General features: G+C 59.7%; 17 protein-coding genes. 11 read left to right on the top strand and 6 right to left on the bottom strand.

Translation table 11 applies throughout. The annotated features are described in order from the left end of the window. The first annotated feature begins 291 nt into the window (after window positions 1-291). The 3 genes from brnQ (at window position 292) to ACK6BI_RS12450 (ending at window position 2894) form a co-directional block, all read left to right on the top strand. Window positions 292-1605 (top strand): branched-chain amino acid transport system II carrier protein, encoded by a 1314-nt coding sequence (gene brnQ / locus ACK6BI_RS12440; RefSeq protein ID WP_409317270.1) that lies wholly within the window; start codon window positions 292-294, stop codon window positions 1603-1605. 149 nt (window positions 1606-1754) lie between these two features. After that, window positions 1755-2492 (top strand): DUF599 domain-containing protein, encoded by a 738-nt coding sequence (locus ACK6BI_RS12445; protein WP_260522744.1) that lies wholly within the window; start codon window positions 1755-1757, stop codon window positions 2490-2492. Continuing rightward, window positions 2493-2894 (top strand): MAPEG family protein, encoded by a 402-nt coding sequence (locus ACK6BI_RS12450; protein ID WP_409317271.1) that lies wholly within the window; start codon window positions 2493-2495, stop codon window positions 2892-2894. A 78-nt stretch (window positions 2895-2972) separates the two neighbouring features. On the opposite strand, the gene ACK6BI_RS12455 is transcribed toward ACK6BI_RS12450, so the two are convergent. Beyond that, entirely contained in the window at window positions 2973-3209 is a 237-nt protein-coding gene (locus ACK6BI_RS12455; RefSeq protein WP_065260459.1) for a hypothetical protein, read from the bottom strand. A 158-nt stretch (window positions 3210-3367) separates the two neighbouring features. Here ACK6BI_RS12455 and ACK6BI_RS12460 point away from each other — a divergent pair, with 158 nt between their 5' ends. From ACK6BI_RS12460 to ACK6BI_RS12475, 4 genes are all read left to right on the top strand, one after another. After that, window positions 3368-3844, top strand: a complete 477-nt coding sequence (locus ACK6BI_RS12460; protein WP_409317272.1) for a PaaI family thioesterase — start codon at window positions 3368-3370, stop codon at window positions 3842-3844. After that, a complete protein-coding gene (locus ACK6BI_RS12465; RefSeq protein ID WP_409317273.1) occupies window positions 3841-4314 on the top strand; it encodes a PaaI family thioesterase in 474 nt (157 codons plus the stop codon). The genes ACK6BI_RS12460 and ACK6BI_RS12465 overlap by 4 nt, the downstream gene beginning before the upstream one ends. Before the next feature lie 60 nt (window positions 4315-4374). Beyond that, window positions 4375-6279, top strand: coding sequence for a molecular chaperone HtpG (gene htpG, locus ACK6BI_RS12470; protein WP_409317274.1), 1905 nt, complete (start codon window positions 4375-4377; stop codon window positions 6277-6279). Between the two features lie 68 nt (window positions 6280-6347). Further along, a complete protein-coding gene (locus ACK6BI_RS12475; RefSeq protein ID WP_409317275.1) occupies window positions 6348-7076 on the top strand; it encodes a dienelactone hydrolase family protein in 729 nt (242 codons plus the stop codon). A gap of 42 nt (window positions 7077-7118) precedes the next feature. Here the strand turns inward: ACK6BI_RS12475 and ACK6BI_RS12480 are convergent, their stop codons facing one another. Together ACK6BI_RS12480 and ACK6BI_RS12485 are read right to left on the bottom strand one after the other, a co-directional pair. Then, window positions 7119-8009 carry a pirin family protein gene (locus tag ACK6BI_RS12480; RefSeq protein ID WP_409317276.1) on the bottom strand — a complete coding sequence of 297 codons (891 nt, stop codon included), beginning with the start codon at window positions 8007-8009 and terminating at the stop codon, window positions 7119-7121. A gap of 61 nt (window positions 8010-8070) precedes the next feature. Continuing rightward, complete coding sequence (locus tag ACK6BI_RS12485) at window positions 8071-8487, bottom strand: OsmC family protein (protein WP_065260454.1); 417 nt, start codon at window positions 8485-8487, stop codon at window positions 8071-8073. Window positions 8488-8850: 363 nt separating this feature from the next. On the opposite strand from ACK6BI_RS12485, the gene ACK6BI_RS12490 reads away from it, so the two are divergent. Then, window positions 8851-10476: a methyl-accepting chemotaxis protein gene (locus tag ACK6BI_RS12490; RefSeq protein WP_409317277.1), complete on the top strand. Its 1626-nt coding sequence runs from the start codon at window positions 8851-8853 to the stop codon at window positions 10474-10476. A gap of 53 nt (window positions 10477-10529) precedes the next feature. Here ACK6BI_RS12490 and ACK6BI_RS12495 read toward each other — a convergent pair whose 3' ends face one another. From ACK6BI_RS12495 to purM, 3 genes are read right to left on the bottom strand one after another with little or no spacing between them, the layout of a single operon-like run. After that, window positions 10530-11243: a DUF3108 domain-containing protein gene (locus tag ACK6BI_RS12495; protein ID WP_065260453.1), complete on the bottom strand. Its 714-nt coding sequence runs from the start codon at window positions 11241-11243 to the stop codon at window positions 10530-10532. An 8-nt stretch (window positions 11244-11251) separates the two neighbouring features. After that, window positions 11252-11902: a phosphoribosylglycinamide formyltransferase gene (gene purN, locus ACK6BI_RS12500; protein WP_065260452.1), complete on the bottom strand. Its 651-nt coding sequence runs from the start codon at window positions 11900-11902 to the stop codon at window positions 11252-11254. Continuing rightward, window positions 11902-12960, bottom strand: a complete 1059-nt coding sequence (gene purM, locus ACK6BI_RS12505; protein WP_409317278.1) for a phosphoribosylformylglycinamidine cyclo-ligase — start codon at window positions 12958-12960, stop codon at window positions 11902-11904. Before purM ends, purN begins: the two co-directional genes overlap by 1 nt. A gap of 376 nt (window positions 12961-13336) precedes the next feature. Between purM and ACK6BI_RS12510 the strand changes: the two genes are divergently transcribed. The 3 genes from ACK6BI_RS12510 (at window position 13337) to hda (ending at window position 16414) form a co-directional block, all read left to right on the top strand. Then, entirely contained in the window at window positions 13337-14386 is a 1050-nt protein-coding gene (locus ACK6BI_RS12510; RefSeq protein ID WP_409317279.1) for a DUF2066 domain-containing protein, read from the top strand. 32 nt (window positions 14387-14418) lie between these two features. Further along, a complete protein-coding gene (locus ACK6BI_RS12515) occupies window positions 14419-15492 on the top strand; it encodes an AI-2E family transporter (protein WP_409317280.1) in 1074 nt (357 codons plus the stop codon). Window positions 15493-15709: 217 nt separating this feature from the next. Further along, the gene (hda, locus tag ACK6BI_RS12520; RefSeq protein ID WP_065260448.1) at window positions 15710-16414 is read left to right on the top strand and encodes a DnaA regulatory inactivator Hda; all 705 of its coding nucleotides are present in this window, start codon (window positions 15710-15712) and stop codon (window positions 16412-16414) included. Window positions 16415-16419: the final 5 nt, after the last annotated feature.

Consider the following 16419-nt stretch of genomic DNA (forward strand, 5'->3'; position numbering starts at 1 on the left):
CTTCGGGTGGCCTTTGTCGTTTCCGGTCCTGGATTTGACGATGGTGATTTATAGGCACCTGTCCAATTACATGCAAAAACGCGACACAGACACGTCGCGTATCGGATAGTTCGCCCTCAAACAGTGCGTTTGTCAGACAAATTCGTTAGGCTAGCAGCCATTTTTGCGTCTGCCGCCCACAAGGCATGCAACGCGCTAAACGGGTCAGTCCCATACGGATTGACAGCATTTCCCTAACCCCACAGGGAAATCCCCCTCTAAATTCCGATTCAGTAGTGTGGTATTTCCTTAATGAAAGTTTTGAAAGGTCAGGACATCCTGGCACTTGGCTTTATGACATTCGCCCTGTTCGTCGGGGCCGGCAACATCATCTTCCCGCCTATCGTCGGTTTGCAGTCCGGACCCAACGTCTGGATGGCGGCGCTGGGCTTCCTGATCACGGCGGTCGGTCTGCCGGTGATCACCGTTGTCGCGCTGGCCAAGGTCGGCGGGGCGATGGATGCCCTGAGCACGCCGATCGGCAAGATTGCCGGTGGTGTGCTGGCAGCGGCGTGCTATCTGGCGGTCGGCCCCTTGTTCGCCACGCCGCGCACGGCGACCGTGTCCTTTGAAGTGGGCCTGGCGCCGCTGACCGGCGAGAGCCCGCTGGCATTGTTCCTCTACAGCACGGCGTACTTCCTGCTGGTGTTCTTCATTTCGCTGTATCCGGGCCGCCTGCTGGATACCGTAGGGCGTTTCCTCGCGCCGTTGAAGATCATCGCTCTGGCGGTGCTCGGTATCGCTGCCTTCGCGCTGCCGGCCGGTGATATCGGCGTCGCCACTCCGGAATACGTCGCGGCGCCGTTCTCTCAAGGCTTCATCAATGGTTACCTGACCATGGATACCCTGGGCGCCCTGGTGTTCGGTATCGTCATCGTCAACGCGATCCGTTCCCGTGGCGTTGAATCGCCGGCACTGATCACCCGTTACGCGATCATTGCCGGGCTGATTGCCGGCGTCGGTCTGGCGCTGGTGTACGTCAGCCTGTTCCGTCTGGGTTCCGGCAGCCATGAAGTCGCGGCTGGTGCTACCAACGGCGCGGCGGTGTTGCACGCTTATGTGCAACATACCTTCGGTTCCCTGGGCAGCGGTTTCCTCGCGGTGCTGATTTCCCTGGCTTGTCTGGTGACAGCGGTCGGCCTGACCTGTGCCTGTGCCGAGTACTTCAGCCGCGTAGTGCCGCTGTCCTACAAGACCCTGGTCGTCATCCTCGCGGCATTTTCGCTGCTGGTGTCCAACCTGGGCCTGACCAAGCTGATCGCCTTCTCGATTCCGGTACTGACCGCGATCTATCCGCCTTGCATCGTTCTGGTGGCCCTGAGCTTCTGTGCCGCGTTCTGGCATGAGCAGAGCCGCATCATGGGGCCGGTGATGTTGGTATCGTTCGTGTTCGGCACCATCGACGCCTTGAAGGGCGCCGGTCTGGCTGACTGGATGCCGTCGCAACTGTCCCATCTGCCGCTGAGCGAGCAGGGCCTAGCGTGGCTGGTGCCATGCGTGATGACGCTGGCGGTCGCAGTGGTTTGTGACCGCTTGCTGGGCAAGCGCGCCGAAGCCCTGGCCTGAGATGGCCGGCCCGCCACAAGCGGGCCCTGCGATTAGACAGAAATGCCCCGTATCAATCGATACGGGGCATTTTTTATGGGCGTCAGGCAGTGTCTTTTCCTTTCGGCTAACGTCGAAGGGATGCCGAAATCTTCAACACAGGGAATTGCATGTCGTTCATCCAAGCCAACCTGATCCACCTGCTTGCCGCGCTCTGGTTCGTCATCTGCTGGGGCGGTTATACCCGTTACGCCACCTGGAAGGGCCGTGACACGGCGTGCCTGGCCAGCGTGTTGCACCTTTACCGCGAAGACTGGATGCGTCGCATGCTGCTGCGTGACAACCGCATCGCCGATGCCAGCGTGATCGGCAACCTCGAACGCAACGCCTCGTTCTTCGCTTCCAGCACCCTGATCATCCTGGCCGGCATTCTGACTGTGCTCGGTGCCTCCGAACGTGCAGTGTCATTGCTGGCAGACATCCCGATGGTGCAACAGGCCTCTCAGGGAATGTCCGAGATCAAGTTGCTGTGCCTGGCGCTGGTATTCGTCTATGCCTTCTTCACCTTCAGCTGGTGCATGCGTCAGTACAACTTTGCGGCCGTTCTGGTGGGCTCGGCGCCGATGATCGGCGAGCGTCAGGTTTCCGAGCAGGAGCGCAGGGCGTTTGCTTCTCGGGCGGCGCGAGTCATTTCGATGGCGGCCAACCAGTTCAACTTCGGGCTGCGCTCCTATTACTTCGGTATGAGCATGCTGGCCTGGTTCGTCAGCCCGTGGCTGTTCATGCTGATGAGTGCGGGGGTGGTGCTGGTGTTGTATCGCCGCGAGTTTCATTCCGACGTGCTCGATGTAATGGTCTATACCCCTACAGAGGCGCCGTTGCCCGAGACGATCAAAGAGGCTGCTTGAATGAGTATTCCGTTCTGGTGTGTGTTTATCAGTGCGTTGTTGATTTACGTGGCGCGCATGCCGGTTGGCAAGGCCATGAAAGAGCAGGGTGGTTACAACAATCACCTGCCGCGTCAGCAACAGGCGCAACTCACCGGCTACGGCGCCCGGGCACTGGCGGCGCATCAGAACAGCATCGAAGCGTTCATTCTGTTTGCGGTGGGTGTGCTGATGGCGCAGACCACTCAGACAGTGGGTTGGCTGATCGATACCCTGGCGATCATCTTCGTGATCGCCCGAATTCTCTATTTGTGGTTTTACCTGGCGGACATCCCCGGACTGCGCAGTCTGGTGTGGCTGGTAGGCCTGGTGTGCTCGCTGTTGCTTATGGTCAGTCCGACTTTTAGAACCGCACTGCTCTAAGACGGCATTACCAAAAAATCACAGGCAAAAGAAAACCCGCACTTGGCGGGTTTTCTTTTTTGGGCTTCCAGAAGCGGCTTATTGCTTCTTGGCAGCTTCGTCCGCAGCGGCTGCGTTCGATTCGGCCTGATCTTTGGCGGCTTCGGCGTTTTCTTTCGCCGCTTCGTTCACTTTATCCTGTGCTTCATTCATTTTCTGCTGAGCTTGTTCAGCATGTTGGTTGGCATCTTGAGCTTTGTCCTCGGATTTTTTATCGCAGGCAGCGAGACCGAGGGAAGCGGTCAACATCAAGGCAATAGCTAAAGTCTTACGCATGGGGTGTTTCTCCTTATGGAAAATAACTACTGGCCTTAAGAACGCGACCCCCAAGATTAAGTTCCTCATTTCCATCAGATATATAAGTTTATTATCCAACGGAACTTTTGCCGTTCCGGTCACTACCGGAAAGAGCGATTCGGAAGAGTAATAATCACATGGCCGAAAACCCTGTTTTTGAGCGTGCAACCCGCTTTCTTTCGGCACTGCGCCATTGTCAGGTGTTAGGCCTGAAAGTGCACAGCGCCAACAGCGAAGGCCTGACGGTGATCTTGCCGTACAGCGCGCAAATCGTTGGCAACCCGCTGACCGGTGTGGTTCACGGCGGGGCGATCACGTCGCTGATGGACACCGCATGTGGCATGGCCACCTTGTGTGTTTTGCCCGAATTCGAAGTCTGCCCGACCCTGGATTTGCGCGTTGACTATATGCACGCGGCCGAACCGCACAAGGATGTGTATGGCTTCGCCCAGTGCTATCGCGTCACTACGGACGTGATCTTTGCCCGGGGTTTTGCCTACCAGGACGATCCCGGCCAGCCGATTGCTCATGTCGTCGGCACTTTCATGCGTATGGGCAAGGGCCTCAAGGGGACCAAAGGCTTTGCTGGTGCGATCAAGGGAGACAGCCCATGAGTGATGATTTCAAACGGCAACTGCAAGATGCGCACGAGAAGGGTGACTACGCGCCGTTGCTGAAGCTGATCCCCTATGCCGGCCTTATCGGCGTCGAGTGCTCGCGGGTCGGTGATGACTTGCTGTTCAAGCTGCCGGCGAACAAGGACAACATTGGTAACCCTTTATTGCCGGCCATTCATGGCGGGGTGATTGCCGGGTTCATGGAGCTGTCCGCCGCCCTGCACCTGCTGATTTTCACCGGCGCGCCCGGTGTGCCGAAGATCATCGACTTCTCCCTCGATTACCTGCGGGCCGGGCAGTTTCGCGATACCTGGGCCCGTTGCCAGGTCTGCCGTCAGGGGCGCCGGGTGGCCAACGTTGCGGTCACGGCATGGCAGAGCACCGAAGGCGAGCCGATTGCCACCGCTCGTGCCCACTTCAAGATCGACGAGCCCTTGAAATCCTCAACACAGTCCCCAACTCAATGAGCAACCCGTCGCAGACCATCAGGGTCGCGGCCAATGCCATCTGATTGGAGTTTGATGACCATGAGTGTGGAAACTCAAAAGGAAACCCTGGGCTTCCAGACCGAGGTGAAGCAACTGCTGCACCTCATGATCCATTCGCTGTATTCCAACAAGGAAATCTTCCTTCGCGAATTGATCTCGAACGCCTCTGACGCCGTCGACAAATTGCGCTTCGAAGCCCTGGCCAAGCCTGAGTTGCTCGAAGGTGGCGCTGAACTGAAAATCCGTGTGAGCTTCGACAAGGACGCCAAGACCGTCACCCTCGAAGACAACGGCATCGGCATGAACCGCGACGATGTGATCACCCACCTGGGGACCATCGCCAAATCCGGCACCGCCGATTTCATGAAAAACCTGACGGGCGACCAGAAGAAGGATTCGCACCTGATCGGTCAGTTTGGCGTGGGTTTCTATTCCGCTTTCATCGTTGCCGACCAGGTTGACGTGTACAGCCGTCGCGCCGGCACTGCTGCCAGCGAAGGCGTGCACTGGTCGTCGAAAGGCGAGGGCGAATTCGAAGTCGCCACCATCGACAAGCCAGAACGCGGTACCCGCATCGTCCTGCACCTGAAATCCGGTGAAGTCGAGTTCGCCGATGGCTGGCGTCTGCGCAACATCATCAAGAAGTACTCCGACCACATCGCGCTGCCGATCGAGCTGCCCAAAGAAGTGGCCGCTGCGGAGGGCGAAGACAAGCCAGCCGTTGAATGGGAAACCGTCAACCGCGCCAGCGCCCTGTGGACCCGTCCTCGCACCGAAGTGAAGGACGAGGAATACCAGGAGTTCTACAAGCACATCGCTCACGACTTCGAAAACCCGCTGTCGTGGAGCCACAACAAGGTCGAAGGCAAACTTGAGTACAGCTCGCTGCTGTACGTACCGGCCCGCGCACCGTTCGATCTGTACCAGCGTGAAGCACCGAAAGGCCTGAAGCTGTACGTGCAGCGCGTGTTTGTGATGGATCAGGCCGAGTCGTTCCTGCCGCTGTACCTGCGTTTCATCAAGGGCGTGGTCGATTCCAACGACCTGTCGCTGAATGTGTCGCGGGAAATTCTGCAGAAAGACCCGATCATCGACTCGATGAAGTCGGCGCTGACCAAGCGCGTGCTGGACATGCTGGAAAAACTGGCGAAGAACGAGCCTGAGCAATACAAGGGCTTCTGGAAAAACTTCGGTCAGGTCATGAAAGAAGGCCCGGCAGAAGATTTCGCCAACAAGGAAAAAATCGCCGGTCTGCTGCGTTTCGCATCGACCACCGAGGGCGACGGCGAGCAGATCGTCGGTCTGGCCGACTACCTGGCCCGCGCCAAGGAAGGTCAGGACAAGATCTACTACCTCACCGGCGAAACCTACGCGCAGGTCAAGAACAGCCCGCACCTGGAAGTCTTCCGCAAGAAAGGCATCGAAGTGCTGCTGCTGACTGACCGCATCGACGAGTGGCTGATGAGCTACCTGAGCGAATTCGACGGCAAGAACTTTGTCGACGTCGCCCGCGGTGACCTGGACCTGGGCAACCTGGACTCGGAAGAGGACAAGAAAGCCGCAGAGGAAGTCGCCAAGGCGAAGGAAGGTCTGGTCGAGCGCCTGAAAACCGCGCTGGGCGAGTCCGTTGCCGAAGTCCGCGTTTCCCATCGCCTGACCGATTCGCCAGCCATTCTGGCCATCGGCGAGCAGGACCTGGGTCTGCAAATGCGTCAGATCCTCGAGGCCAGCGGGCAGAAGGTGCCGGATTCGAAGCCGATCTTCGAATTCAACCCGACTCACCCGCTGATCGAGAAACTCGACAAAGAAGCAAGCGAAGATCGCTTCAGCGACCTGTCGCACATTCTCTTCGATCAAGCTGCACTGGCGGCTGGCGACAGCCTGAAAGACCCGGCTGCTTACGTGAGCCGTCTGAACAAGCTGCTGGTCGAGCTGTCAGCGTAATCAAGATGCAGAAAAACCCGCTTCGGCGGGTTTTTTCATTCTGGGATTCAATCCATCAGGAGTCAGAAATGAGCCAAGTCACTGTACGTTCCGTGGTCTATCAGATTGACGGCCAGCCTTATGAAGGTCGCCTGGCGTTCGACGCCGAACACAAAGGGGCGCGTCCGGGCCTGCTGATGGCACCGAACTGGATGGGGGTCAGCGCTGGCGCGGAAGAAATCGCCAGGTCCGTGGCGGCCAAGGGTTATGTCGTGCTGATCGCCGACGTGTACGGACAAGCGGTGCGTCCACAAAATGCCGATCAGGCGGGTGCGGCGATGATGCCGCTGAAGAATGACCGCGCGCTGCTGCGCAAGCGTATGCAGGCAGCCTTCGAACAGTTGCAGAAGCAGGGTGAAGCGACAGTCGATACCTCGAAACTGGCAGTGTTCGGTTTCTGCTTCGGCGGCTGCTGTGCGCTGGATCTGGCCCGTACCGGTGCGACGGTGAAGGCCGCTGTGTCGTTCCACGGCACGCTGGATTCGCCGAACCCGGCGGACGCGAAGAACATCAAGGGCTCGGTGCTGGTGCTGCACGGTGCTTCCGATCCTCTGGTGCCGAAAGAGCAACTGCCGGCATTCGAGGAGGAAATGAATGCGGCCGATGTGGACTGGCAGTTGCTGAGCTACGGCGGCGCGGTGCACTCGTTCACTGACCCGCACGCCAATGTTCCGGGCAAGATGATGTATGACGCGAAGACCGCCAAGCGCGCCTTCAAGGCTATGCATGATTTGCTGGAGGAAGTGTTCAAGGGCTGATTCAGTTGAAAGCACTCCCACGCCTGGCGTGGGAGTGCTCGTTTACGGCGGTGTCGGCTCGTTACGGGATTTCGGCAGTTCGATCCGCTCGATTTCCCCCGGCACTGTCGGCCAATCACCGGCCGCCCATTTGCGCCGGGCCTCATCGATGGCCGCTGGATCGCTCGCGACGAAATTCCAGTTGATTCGCCGTGGCCCATCCAGCGGCGCGCCGCCGAACAGCACGGCATGACTGTCGCTTTCTGCGAACAGGCTCATCTCTTCTCCAGCCGGTAACACCACCAGAGCGTGGGGTTCCACGTTTTCCCCATTCAACTGCACATCACCGCTCAGCACGTAGAGCGCTCTCTCCTCATGTTCGGTGGGGATCAGCAGGGTGGTTGCAGTCTGCATCTTCAGTTCGGCATAAAGCGTCGGAGAAAGCACTGGCACCGGCGATTCCAGACAAAAGCCTGACCCGGCGATCATGCGGATCTGCACGCCGAGGTTCTCGCTGACCGGCAATGACGATGCCGGGTGATGGCTGTAATGGCCAGGGCCCTGTTCGTGCTCCTTGGGCGAAGCGAGCCAGATTTGCAGCCCGTGCATTGTGAAGTCTTGTTCCCACAACGGTCCGGGTGTGCGCTCGACGTGAGCGATTGCCGTGCCCGCGGTCATCCAGCTGACATCGCCGGCGTTGACCACCTGATCCGAGCCGAGGCTGTCCTTGTGCTGGATCTGTCCTTCGAACAGATAGGTCAGCGTCGACAGACCGATGTGCGGATGCTGTCGGATGTTCATCCCTTTGCCTGCGGGATAAACCGTTTCAAGCATGTGATCGAAAAACACGAAAGGCCCGACGCTGCGACATTTGGCTGACGGCAGCGGGCGCAGGATCGGCTGCCCTTCGACGTCTTCGGCGCGCGGGCGGATGATCAGGGGGTGGGTGTCCATGGTGCGTTCCAGGCTGGGCGGGTGATGCGCGAAGCATAACCCGCCAAAGTCATCGTGGTGATTACTGGCTGTCGAAGCCTTGTGGAGCGTGAGTTTCGATGGTGACTTCGCTGGTGGTCATCAGCTTGTGAATCGGGCAGCGATCAGCAACCCGCAGCAATTCTTCGCGCTGGGCATCGGTGAGCACGCCTTTGAGCGTCAGGGTGACGTGCAGGGCGTATTTGCCTTTCTGTTCCTGACTGTTGTCGCGCTTGACCTCTACACCGACGCCTGTGAGCGGGATGTCTTTCTTCTTCGCGTACAGCTTCAGGGTCAGGGCCTTGCATGCGCCGAGGGCGGCGTCGAAATAATCGTGGGGTTCAGGTGCGGAGCCTTCGCCGCCCGCTGTGGTCGGGACATCGGTAAACAGTTCGTGCTCATCGATCTGCACGGTGTGACGGAAACCTTCGGCGGACACGGTATTGACAGTAACGGTCATGTGAACCTCGCAAACGGTAGGAAATGTCATTCGATCAAATAAGACCCTGCAGGTATAGAGCATTCCCGCAGGGGCGCGTTCCACTTTCTTGCCGGCGTTCGGCAGGGCGTCAGGTTATGCCGCAATGTCGAAGAATGCTTGTACCGGTGTGAGTTTCAGGGTTTTCGAATAACTTCCCGTTGATCGTGCTGCGAACGGCGCTCAAGTCCGGCAAACCATCGCTGAATCGTTAATGCCGAAGGTTCGAAGTATCAAGGCCTTTTGATATCACCTTTTCGTCTTACGCAAATTTTCGCCGGGCCGATACCTTCTAAAGCAGCCAGCTGCAGGGTCGATGCAGCGCTTTTGGAAGGAACCAGAGCAATGAGTATCCGCAGTCTCAATATTGCCCCCCGTGCCGGGCTGGGCTTCGGCCTGTTGGCGTTGATGGTGTTTGCCCTCGGGGCGTTCGCCCTGTTGCAGATGTCGAACATGCGGGCGCAGTCCGATGAGGTCGACAAGAACTGGCTGCCCAGCGTGATGGCCGTGGGCGAAATGAGTCAGGACATGCTGCGCCTGCGTGCGCTGACCATGCGTCTGTTGCTCAATCGCGATCCGCAGGCCCTGGATCAGAATGTCGCCAAGCTCAATGAGCTGCGCGGGGTGTTGAGCGAGGCGCAGCAACGCTACGACATCTTGATCGTGCTGCCCGAAGAGCGAACGTTGTTCGATCGCTTCAAGGTCGCCGAGCACAAGTACCTGGAACTGCAGGCGCAGGTAATGGCGTTGTCCGCCCAGGGGAAGGTGGAAGAAGCCGCGACCATTCTCAATTCTCAGATGAACCCGTTGGCCGATGAAATCGCTGTCACCCTTAAAGAGCTGGTGGAACTGAACAAACACAACGCCAACCTCGCCACCGAGGCGGCGCGACTGGTGTTCATCAATTCGCGGGTCTGGGTCGGGGTGATGATCGGCATCACGGCGCTGATTACCATCGGCCTGGCGTTGTTGCTGACCCGCAGTATCGTGGTGCCACTCTCGCAGTCGCTGGGGGTGGCCGAAGTGGTGGCCGGCGGCGATCTGACCGGTGATATCAGCGTCACCGGCAAGGATGAGCCGGCCCGTCTGCTGCATGCGTTGAAAAGCATGCAGCACAATTTGCGCGACACCATCCGGCAGATTTCGGAATCTTCCAGTCAGTTGGCCTCGGCCTCGGAAGAACTGAGCTGCGTCACCGAAGATGCCACGCGCGGATTGCATCAGCAGAGCCTGGAAATCGAGCAGGCTGCCACGGCGGTGAATCAGATGACTGCTGCTGTGGAAGAGGTCGCCAGCAATGCCGTGGCGACCTCGGAAGCATCACGGGAGTCGGACCGCATCGCCCAGCATGGCCGGGAGCAGGTGCAGCAGACCGTATCGTCCATCGAATTACTGGCGAATGACGTCACTGCCAACGCCGCGCAGGTGGAGGATCTGGCACAGAAGGTCTACAGCATCAGCAAAGTGCTGGAGGTGATCCGCTCGATTGCCGAGCAGACCAATCTTCTGGCGTTGAACGCTGCCATCGAGGCGGCCCGTGCGGGTGACGCCGGACGTGGCTTCGCGGTGGTGGCCGATGAAGTCCGCGCGCTGGCCCATCGCACCCAGCAATCTACCCAGGAAATCGAACAGATGATCGGCGGCATCCAGCAGGGCACCGATTCGGCGGTCAGTTCGATGCAGCAAAGCAATGTTCGCGCGCGCTCGACCCTTGAACTGGCAAAGGCCGCCGGCGTGGCGCTGGAGGAAATTGCCTCGGCGTTTACCTTGATCAACGAACGCAATCTGGTGATCGCCAGCGCTTCGGAAGAGCAGGCTGCCGTGGCGCGGGAGGTGGATCGTAATCTGATGAACATCCGCGATCTGGCGATGCAGACCTCTGCCGGGGCCAACCAGACCAGCGCCGCGAGTCAGGAGTTGTCGCGACTGGCGGTGGATCTGAACAACATGGTGGCGAAGTTCTCGGTCTGATCAGCTAACGACAGGCGAAAAAAAGCCCCGCGTTTGCGGGGCTTTTCAGTGGGTCAGCTGCCTTTGACCGTCTTGCCGTTGACCGTGCCGTCCTGGAGCATGATGTTGTACTCCTTGCCGTCGGTCTCGACCTGTTGCAGGCGAACCAGCAGGTAATCCCAGTCCTTGGCGAACCACATGACGGTGGTGCGCTTGCTTTGTGTCGGATCACGCACGCGCTCGACCTTCACGGCGTCGATCCTGCCGGCCTTGGTCTCGACCTTCTCGGTACCCAGGACGCGGAAGTCATAGGTATCGACGTCGCTGCCATCGACCACCTGGTAGCTCATGGTCTTCTTGCCGGAGGCGACGTCATGCTGCAGTGCCAGCTGGTAAGTGGATTTGTCGACCATGCCACGATTCAGCGGGACTTTGACCGCATCGCCACGGTCGGTGCCGGTGACGAGTTTGTTGTTCCAGTCGAAGTCCAGATCGGCTTTCTTCGCTTTACCCAGACCGCCGCGTTCAAAGTGGTAGGACTGAGGAAGCAGTGTGTCCTTGTCCAGGGTCAGGGTGCTTTCCTCGGACAGGCTGGCGATCATCATCGAGGCCTTGAAGCTGAGCTTCCAGACGCCGTTGGCTTCCTTGGTCAGGCTGCGTTCGGCGGTGCCGCTCATGGGCAACTGTTTCCAGTCGGCGGTGTAGCTGGCGGAGAACGGTTGAAGGTCTGCCGCCTGGGCGAAAGGCAGGGCGAGCAGAGCGCAAGCGAAGAGCAGGGCGCGACGCATAAAATCTCCTAGTTTCGAATCAAGTGACCGCTGGCCCCGAGTAACTGGCCATCCAGTAAAGCACCTTGTTCGCCGAGGGTAAGCCGTCCTTCGGCAAACCAGCGTACGGCCATCGGGTAGATCAGGTGTTCCTGAACGTGAACCCGTTGCGCCAGACTCTGCGGCGAATCGTGCAACTCTACCGGTATTACTGCCTGTACGACCAGTGGTCCGCCATCGAGTTCCTCGGTGACGAAGTGCACGGAGCAGCCGTGCTCGGCGTCGCCGGCCTCCAGCGCGCGCTGATGAGTGTGTAACCCTTTGTATTTGGGCAGCAGCGACGGATGGATGTTGAGCAGGCGACCCTGATAGTGCCGGACGAAGTCGGCGCTCAGAATGCGCATGAAACCGGCCAGTACCACGAGTTTCGGATTGAATTCGTCGATCAGTTCGATCAGGGCGGCATCGAAGGCCTCGCGACCTTCGAAACCCTTGTGATCCAGCGAGCGGGTAGCAATACCCGCATCACGGGCGCGCTGCAGGCCGTAGGCGTCGGCGCGGTTGGAAATCACCGCAGCGATGCGAACCGGGCTGTCGCCGGTCCGCGTGCTGTCGATCAGGGCCTGCAAGTTACTGCCGGTGCCGGACAGCAGCACCACGACATCACAGGTATTAGGCATCAGTGAGCCTTGAGGTTTTTCAGCTCGACCTGGGCCGCGCCTTCGGCGGCGACACCGATCTGGCCGATGACCCAAGGCTGTTCGCCGGCTTCGCGCAGGGTGTTCAGGGCAGTTTCAACGTGCTCCTGAGCCACGCAGATCACCATGCCCACGCCGCAGTTCAGTACGCGGTGCATTTCGGTCTCGTCGACGTTGCCTTTCTCCTGCAGCCAGTCGAAGACGGCCGGGCGGGTCCAGCTGGCCACGTCAACCACCGCTTGTGCGCCTTTTGGCAGGACGCGCGGGATGTTGTCCAGCAGGCCGCCACCGGTGATGTGGGCCATGGCCTTGACGGCGCCGGTGTCCTTGATCAGCTTGAGCAGCGGCTTCACGTAGATGCGGGTCGGGGCCATCAGCAGGTCGGTCAGCGGTTTGCCGTCGAGCTGGACGGTTTCGATGTCGGCGCCGGACACTTCGATGATCTTGCGGATCAGCGAGTAGCCGTTGGAGTGCGGGCCGGACGATGGCAGGGCGATCAGGGCGTCACCGGTGGCGACTTTGGAGCCGTCGATGATGTCGGCCTTTTCCACGACGCCGACGCAGAAACCGGCCAGGTCGTAGTCTTCGCCTTCGTACATGCCAGGCATTTCAGCGGTTTCGCCGCCGACCAGCGAGCAGCCAGCCAGTTCGCAGCCTGCCCCGATACCGGTGACGACGGTGGCGGCGACATCGACGTTCAGCTTGCCGGTGGCATAGTAGTCGAGGAAGAACAGCGGTTCGGCGCCGCACACCACCAGATCGTTGACGCACATCGCGACCAGATCCTGGCCGATGCTGTCGTGCTTGTTGAGGTTCAGCGCCAGGCGCAGCTTGGTGCCGACGCCGTCGGTGCCGGAAACCAGCACGGGCTGTTTGTAGCCGGCCGGGATTTCGCAGAGGGCGCCGAAACCGCCCAGGCCGCCCATGACTTCAGGGCGCGCAGTGCGCTTGGCGACGCTCTTGATGCGTTCGACCAATGCTTCACCGGCGTCGATGTCTACACCGGCGTCCTTGTAGCTCAGGGAGGGTTGCTTGCTCATGATCCAGGCCTTTAGGGGAGGGGATTCAGGGGTAACGACCGAGTTCAGCGGGAACACTGAAAGCGGCGAGGCGATTGCCTCACGCGAATTTCGGTGTGCCCGGCTGCTGCCGGTCTGCGAAGGCGCGCGATTTTATCAGGCTTGAGGGGCAGCGGCCATCCTCACGCCGACGGGCAGGGGCATATCGGCCGAAAAATTTTGCAATTGAAGCTGTGGACGACATCGCGGGTGCCTGTATAAGGAAGCGTCTATCGTTAGGGCTGTGCAAAAACTTGGCGCCTGCGTGTGAATGTTTTGCAACGGCCAGTGGTCACAGGCTTGCTCAACTCCGGTTCTTGCGGCCTGTTCCAGCCGCTCTTGTCGACGGGAATTCTCCATGCGTTTGTGTAAATTGCTGTTTGTGGGCTGCTTGTCTCTGGTCAGCCTGGCGAGCCAGGCGGAAAACCTCAAAGGTCTTTATCAGGTGCGCGAGCCGGTCAGCGGCCAGTCGCCGCAAGAGCGTGATCGCGCCACGCAGGCGGCGCTGGATACCCTGGTGCTGCGTCTGACGGGCGACCCGAAGGCGCCGCAGAATCCCGGTCTTGCGCCGATTCGCAAGGATCCGCAGCAAATCATCAGTCAGTTCGGCTTCGATGCCGGACCACCGGAAGTCTTGAAGGTCGACTTCGATCCGGGTACTACCGAGCAGGCGCTGCGCCGTGCCGGGTTGTCGCTGTGGGGTGCCAGCCGGCCGTCGATTCTGAGCTGGTGGCTGAACGATTCCACTGAAGGTTCGAGCCTGGTGGGGGATGGTCAGGCCAGTGCCGCGCCGCTGCGTCGAGCCGCCCAGCATCGCGGGTTGCCATTACGCCTGCCGCTGGCGGATTTGAGCGAGCAACTGGTGGCCACAGCGCCGACTCTGGAAGGCAATGATTCAGCGCCGTTGCATGCAGCTTCCGAACGCTATGGTGCGGATGCGCTGCTCGCCGTGCATGCCCGCGAAGAAGGCGGTCAGTGGCAGGCCAAGTGGCATTTGTGGCTGGGGGATCAAAAAGAAGCGGGAAGCGTACAGGGCGCCGATCAGGCTGCGGTTGCCGATGCGGTGATGCTGGCGGTGGCCGAACGCCTGGCGCCGCGTTTTGTTGCCAGGCCGGGAGCTTCGGGGCAGCAGACCCTGGAAGTACAGGGCATGAACCTGGAACATTACGCGACCTTGCTTCGGATGCTCGAGCCGTTTGGCGTACGTCTTGAAAGCGCCGATGCCGATCGTATCGTCTATAGGGTCAATGGCAGTGCCGATCAGTTGCGGGCGCAGTTGTCGTTGGCGAGGTTGCAGGAGTTGCCGGCCGAAACGACGGCTCCGGTGACGCCTCAGCCCGAGGTGGCGGGTGCCGCGCCTGCTGCGGCCCCGACCCCGACGTCGCCGTCGCTGCGGTTTCGCTGGTAAGTCTTTCTTATATATAAGCAATGGAGTGTTACATGGCCGATACGCGGCGTTGGTTCTGGCTCGGCGGGGTGCTCCTGCTTTGCGCGTTTGTCTGGTTGCTGCATCCGATCCTCATGCCGTTTCTGGTGGCGCTGTTGCTCGCATATCTGTTCGACCCGCTGGTGGATCGTCTGGAGCGCCTGGGCCTGTCACGTACCTGGGGCGTGATTGCGGTGTTTGCCTTGTTCACCTTGATTGTCACCGCGCTGTTGCTGGTGCTGGTGCCGATGCTCGCCAAGCAGTTGCTGCGTCTGTATGAGCTGGCGCCACAGATGCTCGACTGGCTGCAGCACACGGCATTGCCTTGGGCGCAGTCGAAGCTGGGGTTGTCGGAGGGGTTCTGGAAATTCGACAAGGTCAAGGCGGCGATCAGCGAACACATGGGGCAGACCACCGACATCGTCGGAGTGGTGCTGAGTCAGGCCACGGCTTCAAGTCTTGCGTTGATCGGCTGGCTGGCGAATCTGGTGCTGATTCCGGTGGTGAGCTTCTATTTGCTGCGTGACTGGGACGTGATGATGGCCAAGATCCGCAGCCTGTTGCCGCGTGATCGCGAGGAGCGCGTGGTGGCGCTGGCGGGCGAGTGTCACGAAGTGCTCGGCGCTTTCGTGCGCGGGCAGTTGCTGGTGATGTTGGCGTTAGGCGTGATCTACGCGGCGGGGCTGATGATTGTCGGTCTGGAGCTGGGCCTGTTGATTGGTCTGATCGCCGGACTGGCGGCCATCGTGCCTTATATGGGATTCGTGATCGGTATCGGCGCGGCGCTGATTGCCGGGTTGTTTCAGTTCGGTGGCGACCTGTACCCGATGCTCGGGATCGTGGCGGTGTTCATGGTCGGTCAGGCTCTTGAGGGGATGGTGCTGACACCGTTGCTGGTCGGCGATCGAATCGGTCTGCATCCGGTGGCGGTGATTTTCGCGATCCTGGCGGGTGGAGAACTGTTCGGTTTTACTGGTGTGTTGCTGGCGTTGCCGGTGGCGGCGGTGATCATGGTGCTGGTGCGTCACGTCCATGATCTGTACAAGGACTCCGATATGTATAGCGGAGTGGATGATCCGAAGCTGTAATGGGGTGGGGGCCGCCCGGTGGATCAGCGGGTTGGCCCGTCGCGTGCAGACGATGCCGGCGCGCAGGTGCCAAAGAAACCGTCGTGAAACAGTGTGTTAACGCAAACCTTTGATTTTGCTTGGAGTCTGTCGCATTGTGCGCTCCGCTTCACGGGTATAAACTTCGCACACTTTACACAGAGGCCACTAACGGTTCCTTGAGAACTGTTCAGTCAGCATGAAACCGATTCAGCTGCCCCTAGGTGTGCGTCTGCGTGACGACGCCACCTTCATCAATTACTACCCAGGCGCCAACGCCGCTGCACTCGGCTATGTCGAGCGCCTTTGCGAAGCCGACGCCGGCTGGACCGAAAGCCTGATCTATCTGTGGGGCAAGCACGGGGTAGGGCGTACGCATCTGTTGCAGGCCGCTTGCCTGCGTTTCGAACAGATGGGCGAACCGGCGGTATATCTGCCGCTGGCCGAATTGCTGGATCGCGGCATCGAAATTCTCGACAACCTCGAACAATACGAACTGGTCTGCCTGGATGACTTGCAGGTGATTGCCGGCAAGCCCGATTGGGAAGAGGCGATGTTCCATCTGTTCAATCGCCTGCGTGACAGCGGTCGGCGTTTGTTGATTGCTGCTTCTACCTCGCCTCGGGAGCTGCCGGTAAAACTGGCGGACCTGAAATCACGGCTGACCCTGGCGCTGATTTTCCAGATGCGTCCTCTCTCCGATGAAGACAAATTGCGCGCCCTTCAATTGCGCGCATCCCGTCGCGGTCTGCACCTGACCGATGAAGTGGGGCATTTTATTTTGACTCGCGGCACCCGCAGCATGAGCGCGCTTTTTGATTTGCTCGAGCAGCTCGATCAGGCCTCCTTGCAGGCTCAGCGCAAGCTGACCATTCCCTTCCTCAAAGAAACCCTGGGCTGGTAAAACCG

It is taken from the genome of Pseudomonas sp. KCJK9016 (assembly GCF_046231795.1).
In the GTDB taxonomy this organism is placed as follows: Bacteria; Pseudomonadota; Gammaproteobacteria; order Pseudomonadales; family Pseudomonadaceae; genus Aquipseudomonas; species Aquipseudomonas bananamidigenes.